Raw genomic sequence first — 14,832 nt, 5'->3', positions numbered from 1 at the left:
CCCGACAGGTGACCGCCCGATGGAGATGGCGCACGAAGTGCGCATCTCCAGGGGCGCGGGGAACTGCGCGACCAGCCCCCACCGGAGCGGCACCCGGCGACAAAGAGGCGGAGCTGCGGCGGGGACAAAATCGGGGCGACACCGGCGCGGGGCCGACCTAGCGTGACCCCATGACGACCCGCCCCGGCCCCGCCGAAACCGTCCGCCCGATCACCCCGGAAGAAGTCCGGACCTGGAGCCGCGCGCTCAACACGGGCTTCGTCCGCTCTCCCACCGTCTCCGACGAAACCGTCGACCGCCGCCGAGCCCAGTTCGACCTCTCCCGCGTCCGCGGCGCGTTCACGGACACGGGCCGAGCCGTCGCCACGTTCCGCTCCTTCGCCCAGACCCTGACGGTCCCGGGCGGAGCCACCGTCCCGACGGACGCGATCACGAACGTCACGGTCACCCCCACGCACCGCCGCCGCGGCCTGCTCACCCGCATGATGGCGGACGACCTCGCCGAGGCGAAGGAGCGCGGGGACGTCGCGGCGACCCTGATCGCCGCCGAGTACCCGATCTACGGCCGCTACGGCTTCGGCCCCGCCACCACCGCGACGACCTGGGAGATCGACGTCCCCCGCACCGGCCTCGGCCCGCGCTGGTCGGCCCCCGAGGACGGCGCCACGATCGAACTGGTCGACGCGGCCGAGTACCGCAAGGAGGGCCCGGGGCTGCACGACCGGCTCCGTACCCGGGTCGCCGGCATGGTCTCCCGTGAGCCGTCCTGGTGGGACCGTGACACGGGCCTCGCGGCGGCCCCCGAGGAGCCGTGGACGGAGCCGTTCTTCGCCCTGTACCGCTCGGCGCGCGGTGAGGTCGAGGGCCTGCTCCGGTACCGGATCGAGGGGAAGTTCAGCGACGCGGTGCAGCCGGTGTGCACGGCGACGGTGCTCGACCTGTTCGGGGAGACGCCGGCCGCCGAGCGCGCGCTGTGGCACTACGTCTGCGCGATCGACTGGGTGACGGTCGTGCGGAGCGGCCTGCGCGCCCCCGACGATCTGCTGCCCGACCTGCTGCCCGACCCCCGGGCGGCCCGGATCGTGCGGCAGTCGGACGCGATGTGGGTGCGGCTCCTGGACGTCGCGGCGGCCCTGGAGGCGCGGTCGTACGGGACGAGCGGGGCGCTGGTCATCGAGGTGCGGGACGAGGCGGGGCTCGCCGGGGGACGGTTCGCGTGGGATGCGGCGCCCGACGGTGCGACGTGCGTGCCGAGCGCCGCGGCACCCCAGCTCACGCTCGGCGTCGCGGAGTTGGGGGCGCTGTGGCTGGGCGAGGTGTCCGCGGTGCGGCTCGCCGCCCTGGGCCGGGTGGTCGAGGAGGAGGCGGGCGCCGCCGCCGTTGCCGACGCCCTGTTGCGTACGTCGCGGCGCCCGTGGTGCCCCGACATGTTCTGAACCGCGGGGCTGCGCTGAGCGGTGCGGTGCTGCGCTGTGCCTGCTGCTGAACTGCCGATCTGTTGAAGACCGACCGGGCTCCCGGCTCCCCTCCGGAAGGGAGCCCGGTCAGCCGCTCTGGGCCAGCAGCATGACGAGGACGACCGCCCCGATGCCGCTGATCACGGTGTTCTTGGCCTTGAGGCCGACGGAGAGCGCGATGAAGGCGATGATGCCCATCGGCCCGTACTTCCACTGGATGAGCTGTTCGAAGCCGATGGCGAGCGCGGCGACGACGATGGCGAAGAGCGGCATGGTCTTGACCTCCTTCGGGCGGTGACGCGGACCAACCTCTGTGACTGACGCCAACCTGCGAGGCGGGCCGACCATGTCGGCCAAGTTGGTCACCAACTCATTGGTACTTATCTCCGCTGTGTTCCGAGTCATAACCACCTTCACGTCAACTCCCCAAAGATGGCGGGAAGTTGAGGCTCAGTGGAGGGCGGGGCCCGCGACCATGATCGCGAGCAGGGCCGCCCCGATGGAGCTGCACGTGGCGTTCCGGGCCTTGAGACCGATCGTCAGGAGCAACAGGCCCGCGATTCCGGCCGGACCGTAGTGCCACTGGACGAGCTGTTCGAAGGTGATCACGAACACCGCGGAGAGGAGGCTCAGGAAGGGCATGGCTCTTACCTCCTTGGGTACGACGAACGTGGTGCGGGAGGGTTGGTCCAGGTAACTGCCAGCCACGGCCACCTTGCGCCAAGTTGGCAACCAACTACACCGTAGTTGTCCCCGCTTGGTCGCTGTGGATAAACAAGGTTCCAACAACTCCCACCAAATCCGTGGAAGTTGTAGCGTTTGGTTGTGACTCAGGAGAGCGTGGCGGACATGGCTGGTAGTGCAGGCACGCAGGCCGCGGCGGGTACGGGCGCCGGGGCGGCCCTGAACGGGGGCGGCAGACGGCCCGGAGCGCAGGAGATCGCCGACGAGCTGCGCGAGCGGATCAGGGCGGGCGTCCTCAAGGCGGGCGACCGGCTGCCGACCCAGGCCACGCTCGCCGGGCAGTTCGACGTGGAGCGCGGCACGGTCCGTCAGGCGCTCCAACTCCTGGAGGCCGACGGACTCCTGGCCAACCGCAGCAAGGGCAGCCCGCCCCGCATCGCGCCCTCCACCCCGGCCGGTGACGAACCGCAGCCCACGATGGTCGCGCTCTCCCCGCGCCTGGTCGACGCCTTCCAGGCGCCCCGGGTCCGCATCGACGCCGTCTGCATGACCTCCGAGACCCTGATGCTGGCCCTCGGTGAGCCGCTCCGGCTGATCCACGAGGGGCGCATGCGACCCGAGTCCATCGACGTACGCATCCTGCTGCCCAGCCGCGACATCGACCTGGCCTTCCCCGTCCCGGTCGCCGACTCGGGCCAGGGCGACGGCGAGGACCCCGTCCACCGGCGCTGGCTGGCCACCCGCAACGCGCAGGGCCAGGTCCTGCGGCACAACCTCCGCTCCCTGCGCTCCTCCCACGGCATCGACGTGAAGGTCACCTTCCGCGCGCTGCCGTTCACCCCGCCCGTCAAGCTCTACCTGCTCAACGAGGAGGAGGCCCTCCTCTCGTACTACATGGTCCAGCGCCGCGAGGAGGAGATCGACAGCGGCACAACCCTGGAGATGTACGCCGCCACCGGCACCCAGGCCCTCCTCTTCTCCTTCGAGCACCGCGCCGGCCACCGCGACCGCGCCTTCGTCGAGGAGTCCCAGAAGTGGTTCGACGCCCTCTGGGAAACCATCACGTCGGACCTGACACTCACCTAGTGACTTCAGATACGACGCAGCAGACTGTTCCTGTGGCTGAAGAGACGCAATCGCAGCGGGAGATGATCGATCCCGAACTGATCGGACTGCTCAGGGGCACGCGCGTCGTGCTCCTCGACTTCGACGGACCCATCTGCCGGCTGTTCGCGGGCCGCCCCGCCCTCGGGATAGCCGAGTTGCAGGAGCGCTGGCTGGAGTCGCAGGGGCTCGGCGAGATGCTCACGGAGGAGGAGCGGGAGCTGCGCGACCCGCACGGCACGCTGGCCCGCCTCGCCCGCGACAAGCCGCGGACCGACCTGGTCATGGCCCTGGAACAGAGCCTGACCGCCCAGGAACTCCGCGCGGTCCCCACCGCCTGGCCCACCCCCTACGCGGACCCGCTCATCCGCACCTGGTGCGCGGTGGGCGTCCGCCTGGCGATCACCACGAACAACTCGGCGGAGGCGGCACGCCGGTACGTACACGACCGCGGCCTGTCCGGCTGCTTCGAGCCGCACATCTACGGGCGCGAGGCGAGCGAACTGACCCGCCTGAAGCCCGATCCGTGGTCGCTGCAGCGCGCGCTGAACGCGATGGGGGCCGATCCGGCGAGCACGCTGATGGTCGGTGACGCGGCCAGCGACTGCGCTGCCGCGAGCGCCGCCGGGGTCTCCTTCCTCGGCTACGCCCGTAACGCCACCAAGGCGGCGGCCCTGCGCGAGGCGGGCGCCCGCCACCTGGTCACGGATCTCGAACCGGTCCTGACCGCGGTGCGCGCTCTCGGCTGAGACCGCTGTCCGGCCCCTGACCTGCCCTCATCGTCCGTCCTCGTGCACGTCCGGGAGAGTTGGCTGCCAACTGGCGTAGAGTTGTGAGGACTTGGTTCGGTGGAAGGGGGTGTGTCGCATGGACGGCGGGACGCGCGAGACCACCACCGAGCGGCCCTCGGCGGCGGACATCGCAGACCGGCTGCGCGCACGGATCTCGTCCGGAGAGCTGGCACGAGGCAGCCGGCTCCCGACGCAGGCCGAGCTGGTCGAGACGTTCGGGGTGCAGCGCAGCGCGGTGCGCCAGGCGCTGAAGATCCTCGAGGGAGAAGGCCTGCTCACGGCGGTCGGCCGAGGCAGTCCGCCGGAGGTGGCGCCGACCGCGCGGGCGGAGCCGGCCCGGGACGTGACACTGTCCGCGCGGAGCATCCTCGGGCCCCGGCTGGAAGTGGCGTTCGAGGCTCCGCATGTGGAGCTGGACGTGGTCAGCCTGACCTCCGAGACGATGATGTTCGCCTTCGGACAGCTGATGGGCGCCCTGTACGCGAAGCACAAGCGGCCGGAGTCGGTGCGGGTCCGGGTGCTGCTGCCCCGGGTCGAGGACCGGCTCGACTATCCGGCGCCCGAGAAGGGCTGGGGTCACGACCAGAAGCTCGACGACGCCATGGACCGGCGGAACAAGGCGCAGAGCGCCAACCAGCGCACGATCCTGACGGGCATCCTCGCGCGGATGCACAAGGAGCTCGGCATCGACGTGAGCCTGGAGTTCCGCACCCTGCGCGGCACCCCGACCCGCAAGGTGTATCTCCTGAACCGGCGGGAGGTGCTGTTCGGGCACTACATCCCGGGCAGCTTCCTGCGGGACGTCGACGGGTACGCGGAGCCGGTCATGCTGCGTGACGTCGAGGGCGCGGAGACACCCATGCTGACGTTCGAGAAGGGCCGGGGCGCCCGGGACGAGGCGATGGTGGACTCGGAGCAGCTGCTGTTCGACCGGGTGTGGGAACACGTCGCACAACCTCAGGAATGAGCTGTCCAGATGGTGACACGCCGTGAGATCACGTGTCCCAGCCGCTACTCTGAGCGCTCATGTCGTCACCTCTGCCTCGCAGAGCGCATCAGGCGCTGATCCGCAAGCTCGCGGAGGCGCGACGCCGTGCCCCGGGCGGCGACGTGGTGACGGGGTATCACAACACCAACCTGGTCCTTCCGCTCGGCGTGCCCCTGGCCCTGCTGCTGGGTGTGGGGGTGCGGGCGCTCGGTGTCCGCGGCAAGTTCCGCGTCCCGGTCCGGACGGTGGAGGTCGTACCGCGGCTGTGGCACCGGGAGGCCGATGTGCTGCGGGCGGTCGGCGCGACGGTGGGCGAGGTGCCGCGGTGTCTGGCCGATTTCGGAGAATGGTCTCTGCACTCGTATCTGACGGGTGAGCCCCTGTCGGAACTGGTGCCCGAGGGTCCGGTCGGCGAGGACCGCCTGCGCCACTTCGCGGGCTTCTTCGCCCGGCTGGCGTCCGTGCCGGTCGAGCGGATGCCCTCCCCGCCCGAGGCGTACTGGCCACAACCCGGCGACAGCCGCCAGTTCCTGGGCTGGCTCGCGAAGTTCGCCGACGACAAGGTGCACCGGGTGAACGAGCAGCGCTTCGGCGGCCTCTTCCGCGCCGTGGGCGTGCCGGACGACGCGATCGAGCGTTTCATGACCCGGCTCCCCGACCGGCTGACCGACCGCCCGTACGCGGTCCTCCACACGGACGTGCACCGGGGCAACGTCGTGGTGGGCCGGGCGCCCGGCGGCCGGGAGCGGCTCTGCGTCATCGACTGGGAACTCGCCCTGTACGGCGACCCGCTGCACGACCTGGCGACCCACCTGGTGCGCATGGACTACGACGACGCCGAGCGCCGCAGGATGACCGACCTGTGGGCGCAGGCCATGCGGGCGAACGGGCACGAGGCCATGACCGCCGGCATGGACACCGACCTGGCGCACTACGTGGACTTCGAGTACGTGCAGTCCGTGTTCCCCGACGTCATGCGGGCCGCGATCGGCCTGGGGGAGACGCCGTCCGACGCCGAGTTCGCCGCGGCCGCGGACCGGGTCCTGCGGGCGATGGAACGGGCGTGGAAGCCGCTGGACCTCGGCGCCGGCAAGCCCCTGGACCGGGCACGGGCGGACGAGGCGCTGCGCGCCTGGCACCGCGAGCAGCACGGGCGGAGGCCGGCGCACGCCTAGCGGAGTCCGGGGCACCGTTGCGGGAGCGAGGTGCGGAGCCGATGCTGGGCTCTCATGCGGGGCTATTCGGACGACAGGACGAGCGCTGCCTGGCGGTCGGCCGTCGAACTCTGCGGCGACGTCTCGGCGATCGAGGGGCCGCTGGCCGGCCACCACCACGAGACGTACGTGATCCCCCTGGGCGCCGGGTGCGCCGGCAGGCGCGGTGCGCCGCCGGGCCGTTGGAAGAGCCGGGCCGCGCGCCCGGGTCTCGTGCGGTTCGACCGCCGGTCCTTCGTGTCGGAGGAGGACGTCGTACGGGCGCTGCACCGGCGGGTGCGCCGGGTTCCCGAGCTGATCGAGGTGGACGGGAAGGGACTGCAGCGCTTCATCGAGGGAGCGACGCTGGGACAGTTGCATCCGGCGGATGCGGCCGTGCCCGGCCATCTGGTGGTGCAGATGGTCGACGTGTTCCGGGAACTGGCCTCCATCCGGCCCCGCTCCGTGCGCCTGCCCCGCCGCGGCCCCGCCCCCGAAGCGGTGGCCGACGGCGACAGCGCGGCCTTCCTCGAGGGCCTGATCTCCTACATGGAGGAGCACGTCCAAGCGGCGCACGCGGACGAGGTCGGCGGCCTGTTCCGCGATCTCGGGGTCGACGACGGTGCCACGGCGCGGTTGCGCCGCTTCGTGTCCGGCCTCGGCGAGCGGCCCTTCTGCCTGGTCCACGGGGACCTGCACCGGGAGAACCTGATCGTCGACGCGCGGCAGGAACTCTGGGTGATCGACTGGGAGTTGGCCATGGTCGGAGATCCGCTCTACGACCTGGCCACCCATCTGCACCTCATGCGGTACCCGGCCTGGCAGGAGCGGACGGTGGCCCGGCTGTGGTCCGCGGCCGTCTCCGGGGTCCGGCCGGGCGGGGCGCGCGGGTGGGGCCGGGACCTGCCGCTGCTGCTGGGCTTCAAGCGGGCGCAGTCGGTGTTCACGGACATCGTCCGGGTCGCGCTGGCGCTGCGCGGCGGTGCGGCGGATCCGGTCGGGCTGTTGCGGGACGCGGTGCGGCTGCGGGAAGTGCTGGACCGGGGCGCTGTGCCGCTCGGGCTCGACTCCGTGCCCAGCGTGCCGGTCGTCGCCGCCGCGCTGGGCCGGTGGTGCCGCGGCTACGCTGCCGCATCATGAGCGACCCCACCCCTTCCAGTACCTCGTCCCCCTCGGCCTCCGCGGGCCGTGAACCCGGTCTCCGTGAGCGGAAGAAGCAGCGGACTCGGGAGGTGTTGTCCGAGAGTGCTGTGCGGCTCTTTCTCGAGAAGGGGTACGAGAAGGTGTCCGTGGCCGAGGTCGCCGAGGCGGCGGGGGTGTCCAAGCCGACCGTGTTCCGGTATTTCGCGTCCAAGGAGGATCTCGTTCTCCACCGGTTCGCGGATCACGAGGACGAGGCGGCGCGGGTGGTGGCCGGGCGGGCGGACGGGGAGTCCGTCGTGGGGGCCTTGCGACGGCACTTTCTGGACGGGGTCGCGCGGCGGGATCCGGTGACCGGGGTCTGTGATCATCCGGCGGTGCTCGCGTATCTGCGGCTGCTCTACGGGACGCCGGCGCTCGTGGCGCGGCTCGCGGGGTATCAGGAGCGGTCGGAGCTGGCCCTGGCCGAGGCGCTGGTGAGGGAGGGCTGGGGCGGGGTCGAGGCGCGGCTCGCGGCGGGGCAGGTGGTGGCGGTGCAGCGGATTCTGGCGCAGGAGAACGTGCGGCGGGTGGTCGGCGGGGAGTCGGCCGATGACGTGGCCGAGGGTGCGGTGCGCGCGGCCGAGGTGGGGTTCCGGCAGTTGGAGCGGGGAGTGGGGGCCGTTCGGAGCGACTAGACCGCCCGGACGCTGAAACGTAACCGAGTTAAGTTTTTGACTCGGTTGCGTTAGCGTGGGGGGATGGATTCTCTCGACCCCTCCGAACCCCTGTCCGTCGAGCGGCGGTATCACGAGCGGTGCCGGGCCGCTCTGGGCGCCATGATCGAGAGCGCCGACCGGCAGGTCGTCATCGGGGAGAACGCCTCCGCCTCCGGGGCCGACGCCGAGGTGCTCGGGTACGAGCTGCGGAGTCAGGCCAAGGGGCTCAAGGAGTTGCCGCGGGCGCCGCTGTTCTTCGGGCGGCTCGATTTCGGCGCCGCGGGTGGCGAGCACGCCGGGCAGAGCTACCACGTCGGGCGCTTGCGGATCAGTGAGGACGCGGCCGCGCCGCCGCTCGTCGTGGACTGGCGGGCGCCCGTCTCCCGCGCCTTCTACCAGGCGAGCGGCAAGGATCCACAGGGTGTGGACACGCGGCGGCGGTTCGGGTGGGCGCCCGGGAGCGTGGGGGAATCCGGTGACTTGAGCGGGTTCGAGGACGAGTTGCTCGGCACGGGCCGGCAGCTGAGCGCCAGCCGGATTCTGGCCGGGGAGATCGAGCGGCCCCGGGTCGGGCCCATGCGGGACATCGCCGCGACCATCCAGCCCGAGCAGGACGATCTCGTACGGGAGGACGCGGGCGTCTCCTTGTGCGTGCAGGGGGCGCCCGGCACCGGGAAGACCGCGGTGGGCCTGCACCGTGCCGCGTATCTGCTCTACACGTTTCCGCAGCGTGTGCAGCGGTCGGGGCTGCTCGTGCTCGGGCCCAACCGAGCCTTCCTCTCGTACATCTCCGCCGTGCTGCCGGCGCTGGGGGAGGCGGGCGTGCGGCAGTCCACCGTCGAGGAGCTGGTGGGTCTGGGGGAGGCGCGGGGGAGGGACACGGCGGACGCCGAGGCGCTCAAGCACGACGTGCGGATGGCCGAGGTGCTGCGGCGCGGACTGTACGCGCGGGTGTCGGCGGACGGGGTGCGCGAGGCGCTCGCCGTGCCCGACGGCTCGTACCGGTGGCGGGTGCCCGCCGAGGTCCTCGTGTCCGTCGTCGAAGACGTGCTCGCCGAGGAGCCGCCCTACGAGGTGGGGCGCGAGCGGGTACGCAGCCGGGTCGTGCGGTACGTACGGGAGCTGGCGGAGCGGCGGGCCGGGGCCGTGCCGGCGGCGTGGGTGCGGCGGGTGGAACGGGCGCGGTGCGTGAGCGCGTTCGTGGACGCGGTGTGGCCTCGGGTGCGGGCGGAGGAGGTGCTCCACGGATTGCTCGGTGACGCGGGGGAGTTGGAGCGGGCCGCGGGGGGCGGGCTGCTGTCGGAGGAGGAGCGGCGGGCGCTGGTGTGGGGCCGGCCGGCGCGGTCGTGGCGGTCCGTGCGGTGGTCGGCGGCCGATCTGGTGCTGCTGGACGAGATCGCCGGGTTGATCGAGCGGCCCGAGGGGTTCGGGCACATCGTGGTGGACGAGGCGCAGGACCTCTCGCCCATGCATGCGCGGGTGATCGCCCGTCGGGCCGCGTTCGGCTCGCTGACCGTACTGGGGGACCTCGCCCAGGGGACCACGCCCTGGGCCGCGCGGGAATGGGGCGGACTGCTGCGGCACCTGGGGAAGCCGGAGGCGGTGGTGGTGCCGTTGACCGTGGGGTTCCGGGTCCCGGGGGCCGTCCTCGAACTGGCGGAGCGGGTGCGGGAGCGGATCGACGTGGTGGTGCCGGGGGCGCGGTCGCTGCGGGCGGACGGGACGGTACGGGTGGAGCGGGTCGACGATCTCGCGGCGGGGGTCGTGGGCGCCGTAAGGAGGGCGCTGGGGCGGGAGGGGTCGGTGGGGGTGATCGCCGCGGAGTCCGAAGTGGGGGTGATGCGGGAGGCGCTGGACGGGGCGGGGGTCCGGGCCGGTGGGGTCGAGGACCTGGGTGAGCGGGTGACGGTGCTCGGGGCCGGGGTGGCCAAGGGCCTGGAGTACGACCACGTCGTGGTGGTCGAACCGGCGGGGATCGTGGAGGCGGAGGTACGGGGGCTGGAGCGGCTGTACGTGGTACTGACCCGAGCCGTTTCCCGCCTGGACGTGATCCATCACCGGGAACTGCCGTTCTGAGCGGGGGGCGGGTCCCGCCGTCGCCGTGGGCGGCTGATGTCGTCGTGCGATCACCCGCCGGTGGGGGCTGGTCGCGCCCCGCGGCGGAGCCGCTGATCGATACAGCCCCGTGCCCCTGGGATGCGCACTTCGTGCGCGATATCATCGGCCGCACGCCGGGCCACCTGATCGGCCGAGGCCCCCGGCCTCACCCCCCCCCGCAGCCCCCGGCCTCACCCGCCCACGTAAGCCGCCAGATGATCCCCCGTCAGGGTCGCGCGGGAAGCGACCAGTTCGGACGGCGTGCCCTCGAAGACCACGCGGCCGCCGTCGTGGCCCGCGCCCGGGCCCAGGTCGATGATCCAGTCCGCATGGGCCATGACCGCCTGGTGGTGCTCCACCACGATCACCGACTTGCCGGAGTCGACGAGGCGGTCCAGGAGGGCGAGGAGTTGTTCGACGTCCGCGAGGTGCAGCCCGGCGGTCGGCTCGTCCAGGACGTACGTACCGCCCTTGTCCGCCATGTGCGTGGCCAGCTTCAGACGCTGCCGTTCACCGCCTGAGAGCGTGGTGAGGGGCTGGCCGAGCGTGAGGTAGCCCAGGCCCACGTCCGCGAGCCGGGTCAGGATCTTGTGGGCGGCCGGCGTACGGGCCTCACCCTCGGCGAAGAACGCCTCCGCCTCGGCGACGGGCATCGCCAGGACCTCGCTGATGTCCCGCCCGCCGAACGTGTACTCCAGCACGTCGGACCGGAACCGCCGCCCCTCGCACTCCTCGCACACCGTCGCCGTGTCCGCCATCATCGCCAGCTCGGTGTAGATGACCCCGGCCCCCTTGCACGCCGGGCACGCGCCCTCCGAATTCGCGCTGAACAGGGCCGGCTTGACCCCGTTGGCCTTGGCGAACGCCTTGCGGATCGGGTCGAGCAGCCCCGTGTACGTGGCCGGATTGCTGCGCCGCGAACCGCGGATCGGGGCCTGGTCGACGGAGATCACGCCCTCCCCGGCCGGGATCGAACCGTGCACCAGCGAGCTCTTGCCCGACCCCGCCACACCCGTCACGACGGTGAGCACGCCCAGCGGGATGTCGACGTCCACGTCCTGGAGGTTGTGGGCCGAGGCGCCGCGGATCTCCAGCTTTCCGTTCGGCTCGCGCACCGTCTCCTTCAGACGGGCCCGGTCGTCCAGGTGACGGCCCGTCACCGTGTCACTGGCGCGCAGCCCCTCGACGTCCCCCTCGTAGCAGATCGTGCCGCCGCCCGAGCCCGCCCCGGGCCCCAGGTCGACGACGTGGTCGGCGATCGCGATGACCTCCGGCTTGTGCTCCACGACGAGCACCGTGTTCCCCTTGTCGCGCAGGCGCAGCAGCAGGTCGTTCATGCGCTGGATGTCGTGCGGGTGCAGCCCGACGGTCGGCTCGTCGAAGACGTACGTGACGTCCGTGAGGGACGAGCCGAGGTGGCGGATCATCTTCACGCGCTGCGCCTCGCCGCCGGACAGCGTGCCGGAGGGGCGGTCGAGGGAGAGATAGCCGAGGCCGATCTCCACGAAGGAGTCGAGGGTCTGGCGCAGGGAGCTGAGCAGGGGGGCCACGGAGGGCTCGGACTGCTCGCCGATCCACTTGGCGAGGTCGCTGATCTGCATGGCGCACGCGTCCGCGATGCTGATGCCGGCGATCTTCGAGGAGCGGGCCGCCTCGCTCAGCCGCGTCCCCTCGCACTCCGGGCACACGGCGAACGTCGTCGCGCGCTCGACGAAGGCGCGGATGTGCGGCTGGAGCGAGTCGACGTCCTTGGAGAGCATCGACTTCTGGATCTTCGGGATCAGGCCCTCGTAGGTGAGGTTGATGCCCTCGACCTTGATCTTCGTGGGGGCCTTGTAGAGGAGGTCGCTGAGCTCGCGCTTGGTGTACTTGCGGATCGGCTTGTCCGGGTCGAAGAAGCCGCAGCCGGTGAAGATGCGCCCGTACCAGCCGTCCATGCTGTAGCCGGGGATGGTCAGCGCGCCCTCGTTGAGCGACTTGGAGTCGTCGTAGAGCTGGGTCAGGTCGATGTCGGAGACGCTGCCGCGGCCCTCGCAGCGCGGACACATGCCGCCCGTGATGCTGAACTCGCGGCGCTCCTTGACCTTGTGGCCGCCCTTCTCGACGGTGACGGCGCCCGCGCCGCTGATCGAGGCGACATTGAAGGAGAAGGCCTGCGGCGAGCCGATGTGCGGGGTGCCGAGCCGGCTGAACAGGATCCGCAGCATCGCGCCCGTGTCGGTGGCCGTGCCGACGGTGGAGCGCACGTCGCCGCCCATGCGCTGCTGGTCGACGCTGATCGCCGTGGTCAGACCGTCGAGCACGTCGACGTCCGGGCGGCCCAGGTTCGGCATGAAGCCCTGCACGAACGCGCTGTACGTCTCGTTGATCAGCCGCTGCGACTCGGCCGCGATCGTGTCGAACACCAGCGAGCTCTTGCCCGAGCCGGAGACGCCGGTGAACACCGTGAGCCGCCGCTTGGGGAGCTCGATGCTGACGTCCTTGAGGTTGTTCTCGCGCGCTCCGTGCACCCGGATCAGGTCGTGGGTGTCGGCGGCGTGCGGCGCGTCCTGCCGGCCGGCTCGGCTGCTCATCGTGGCTCCATCCGTCGGTGGGGCCTCGGCGAGCGGCCCCGTCCCCGCCGACGCTAGTCGCCGGCGGGCACGGAGGCTTCTCGATTCCTGACCCGAGGCCGCTGTTACGTGGCCTCAGTCCTCCAGCGCGGCGAACACGCCCGGCGCGTACGAGCCGCCGCGCATCCGGGTGATCACGCCCATCCGGTTCGCCGCGTTGATCATCGAGACGAGGCAGACGAGCGCCGCCGCCTGTTCCTCGTCGTAGTGCGCGCGCACCGCGGCCCAGGTCGCGTCGCTGACACCCTGCGCGGCGTCGGCCAGCCGGGTGCCCTCCTCGGCGAGGGCGAGCGCCGCCCGCTCGGCCTCGGTGAACACCGTCGACTCGCGCCAGGCCGCGACCAGCGCGAGCCGTACCGCGCTCTCGCCGGCCGCCGCGGCCTCCTTGCTGTGCACGTCGACGCACCAGCCGCAGCCGTTGATCTGGCTGGCGCGCAGCTCGACCAGCTGCGACAGGGCGGGCGGCAGGCCCTTGAGCGCGGCACCGGCCCGGTAGAAGCGCTTGCCGAACTCGGCGCCGACGCGGGTGCCCATCAGCTCGATGCGGGCCGGGGTCCGAACCGGGGTCTCGGTCTCCATGGTGGTGTGTCCTCTCGTTCCGTCGTGCCGTTGGCGTGCGGTCGCCATGGAGATGCCGGGCGCGGTGGGCCTGTGACAGGGGGCGGGTGTGGCGTGGGTCACTGCGGTCTGCTGTCACGTACGGGCCGCGGGCGGCGTCCTGTGCGTGACACCGGGGGAGCGAGTGAGTGACCGACGAGGGAGAGGCCATGGACGACACCGAGACCACCGACCCGGCGACGGCGGCGTTCGTCGCCCACCGGAACCTGTTGTTCACCGTCGCCTACGAGATGCTCGGCTCGGCCGCCGACGCGGAGGACGTCCTCCAGGAGGTCTGGCTGCGCTGGTCCGGCGTCGACCTCGCCACCGTGCGCGACCGCCGCGCCTTCCTGGTCCGCGTCACCACGCGCCAGGCCCTGACCCGGCTGCGCACCCTGCGCCGCCGCAAGGAGTCCTACGTCGGACCGTGGCTCCCCGAACCGCTGCTCACCGCGCCCGACGTCGCCGAGGACGCGGAGCTCGCGGACAGCGTCTCGATGGCGATGCTGCTCGTCCTGGAGACGCTCGGGCCGACCGAACGGGCGGTGTTCGTGCTGCGCGAGGTGTTCGGCCTGGAGTACGCGGAGATCGCCGAGGCCGTCGAGAAGACCCCGGCGGCCGTGCGCCAGATCGCCCACCGGGCCCGCGCCCATGTCGCGGCCCGGCGCCCGCGCGGCACGGTCTCACCGGCCGAGTCGCGGGACGCGCTGCGGGCGTTCCAGCGGGCCGTCGAGACGGGTGACCTGCAAGAACTGCTCGATCTGATCGCGCCGGACGTCGTCCTGCTGACCGACGGCGGCGGCGTCGTCCGCGCTGCGCCGAGCCCGGTCGTCGGCACGGAGGCGGTCCTTCCGGTGCTGCTCCGGATCGCGGCGGCCCGCCTCGAACCGGTCCGCGTCAACGGCTACCCGGCCCTCGCCGTCCACCGTGACGGCGTGCTCGACGCGGTCGTCGCCCTCCGCCTCGACGACGGGGTGATCACCGGTCTGTACGCGGTGCGCAATCCGGAGAAGCTGGGGCGGCTGGAGCGGGAGACGGCCGTGAGCCGGGAGGGCGCGTGACTCGGGTGGCGCCCTGCGGGAGCGTGGCTGCCTCGCCCACGGCGGCCAGGAGTTCGTAGGGCTCCTCCCGGTCGGCCTGACCGACGGTGACGCCGAGCCAGCGGCCGGCGGACGGGACGGGCCACACGTACAGGCTGCCCGCGAGATCGCGCAGGGAGGCCAGGGGCTCGGGCACGTCGTCGAGGTCCAGGGGCTCCTCGGGCTCGTCCGTGTCGTCGTGGACACCGAGGTAGGGGAAGAGGTCGACGGTGCCGGGGTCGCCGTGGCGTCCGGTCAGTGCCGTGACGAGTGCGGTGAGGGCGGCCTCCAGTTCCTCCTCGGCCCGCGTGAACGCCTCCGGGCCGGGCGGGTCCCAGAAGTCCCGGCTCCGGTGGAGCACGGCGATGTGAGTGTAGGACGGAGGCCGGAGC

General features: G+C 72.1%; 14 protein-coding genes. 9 read left to right on the top strand and 5 right to left on the bottom strand.

The window, feature by feature from the left end:
- Nucleotides 1-170 precede the first annotated feature (170 nt).
- A complete protein-coding gene (locus ACFW9D_RS23415) occupies nt 171-1,436 on the top strand; it encodes a GNAT family N-acetyltransferase (protein ID WP_188337722.1) in 1,266 nt (421 codons plus the stop codon).
- A 108-nt stretch (nt 1,437-1,544) separates the two neighbouring features.
- Here the strand turns inward: ACFW9D_RS23415 and ACFW9D_RS23410 are convergent, their stop codons facing one another.
- Nucleotides 1,545-1,730 carry a hypothetical protein gene (locus ACFW9D_RS23410; RefSeq protein WP_188337721.1) on the bottom strand — a complete coding sequence of 62 codons (186 nt, stop codon included), beginning with the start codon at nt 1,728-1,730 and terminating at the stop codon, nt 1,545-1,547.
- 177 nt (nt 1,731-1,907) lie between these two features.
- Nucleotides 1,908-2,099 (bottom strand): hypothetical protein, encoded by a 192-nt coding sequence (locus tag ACFW9D_RS23405; RefSeq protein WP_188337720.1) that lies wholly within the window; start codon nt 2,097-2,099, stop codon nt 1,908-1,910.
- A 207-nt stretch (nt 2,100-2,306) separates the two neighbouring features.
- On the opposite strand from ACFW9D_RS23405, the gene ACFW9D_RS23400 reads away from it, so the two are divergent.
- The 7 genes from ACFW9D_RS23400 to ACFW9D_RS23370 all read left to right on the top strand — a co-directional run bounded on the left by ACFW9D_RS23400 (nt 2,307) and on the right by ACFW9D_RS23370 (nt 10,131).
- Complete coding sequence (locus ACFW9D_RS23400) at nt 2,307-3,227, top strand: winged helix-turn-helix domain-containing protein (RefSeq protein ID WP_188337719.1); 921 nt, start codon at nt 2,307-2,309, stop codon at nt 3,225-3,227.
- Nucleotides 3,176-3,994: an HAD family hydrolase gene (locus tag ACFW9D_RS23395; protein ID WP_384624393.1), complete on the top strand. Its 819-nt coding sequence runs from the start codon at nt 3,176-3,178 to the stop codon at nt 3,992-3,994. The genes ACFW9D_RS23400 and ACFW9D_RS23395 overlap by 52 nt, the downstream gene beginning before the upstream one ends.
- 118 nt (nt 3,995-4,112) lie before the next feature.
- The gene (locus ACFW9D_RS23390; protein ID WP_188337717.1) at nt 4,113-5,003 is read left to right on the top strand and encodes a winged helix-turn-helix domain-containing protein; all 891 of its coding nucleotides are present in this window, start codon (nt 4,113-4,115) and stop codon (nt 5,001-5,003) included.
- Nucleotides 5,004-5,062: 59 nt separating this feature from the next.
- Nucleotides 5,063-6,199: a phosphotransferase family protein gene (locus ACFW9D_RS23385; protein WP_384624391.1), complete on the top strand. Its 1,137-nt coding sequence runs from the start codon at nt 5,063-5,065 to the stop codon at nt 6,197-6,199.
- A 54-nt stretch (nt 6,200-6,253) separates the two neighbouring features.
- Nucleotides 6,254-7,357, top strand: a complete 1,104-nt coding sequence (locus ACFW9D_RS23380) for a phosphotransferase (protein WP_384624389.1) — start codon at nt 6,254-6,256, stop codon at nt 7,355-7,357.
- A complete protein-coding gene (locus tag ACFW9D_RS23375) occupies nt 7,354-8,034 on the top strand; it encodes a TetR/AcrR family transcriptional regulator (protein ID WP_384624387.1) in 681 nt (226 codons plus the stop codon). The genes ACFW9D_RS23380 and ACFW9D_RS23375 overlap by 4 nt, the downstream gene beginning before the upstream one ends.
- 63 nt (nt 8,035-8,097) lie before the next feature.
- The gene (locus tag ACFW9D_RS23370; protein WP_384624385.1) at nt 8,098-10,131 is read left to right on the top strand and encodes a HelD family protein; all 2,034 of its coding nucleotides are present in this window, start codon (nt 8,098-8,100) and stop codon (nt 10,129-10,131) included.
- Between the two features lie 212 nt (nt 10,132-10,343).
- Here the strand turns inward: ACFW9D_RS23370 and ACFW9D_RS23365 are convergent, their stop codons facing one another.
- Together ACFW9D_RS23365 and ACFW9D_RS23360 are read right to left on the bottom strand one after the other, a co-directional pair.
- Nucleotides 10,344-12,725: an excinuclease ABC subunit UvrA gene (locus tag ACFW9D_RS23365; RefSeq protein WP_188337712.1), complete on the bottom strand. Its 2,382-nt coding sequence runs from the start codon at nt 12,723-12,725 to the stop codon at nt 10,344-10,346.
- 114 nt (nt 12,726-12,839) lie between these two features.
- Nucleotides 12,840-13,343: a carboxymuconolactone decarboxylase family protein gene (locus ACFW9D_RS23360; RefSeq protein ID WP_384624384.1), complete on the bottom strand. Its 504-nt coding sequence runs from the start codon at nt 13,341-13,343 to the stop codon at nt 12,840-12,842.
- 188 nt (nt 13,344-13,531) lie between these two features.
- Here ACFW9D_RS23360 and ACFW9D_RS23355 point away from each other — a divergent pair, with 188 nt between their 5' ends.
- Nucleotides 13,532-14,422, top strand: coding sequence for an RNA polymerase sigma-70 factor (locus ACFW9D_RS23355; protein ID WP_384624396.1), 891 nt, complete (start codon nt 13,532-13,534; stop codon nt 14,420-14,422).
- On the opposite strand, the gene ACFW9D_RS23350 is transcribed toward ACFW9D_RS23355, so the two are convergent.
- Nucleotides 14,340-14,801, bottom strand: coding sequence for a hypothetical protein (locus ACFW9D_RS23350; RefSeq protein ID WP_384624383.1), 462 nt, complete (start codon nt 14,799-14,801; stop codon nt 14,340-14,342). The two genes, ACFW9D_RS23355 and ACFW9D_RS23350, sit on opposite strands and share 83 nt — an antisense overlap.
- Nucleotides 14,802-14,832: the final 31 nt, after the last annotated feature.

Source organism: Streptomyces sp. NPDC059524, from assembly GCF_042749255.1.
GTDB lineage: Bacteria > Actinomycetota > Actinomycetes > Streptomycetales > Streptomycetaceae > Streptomyces > Streptomyces xanthii.
This window is presented reverse-complemented; position numbering and strand designations above follow the sequence as displayed.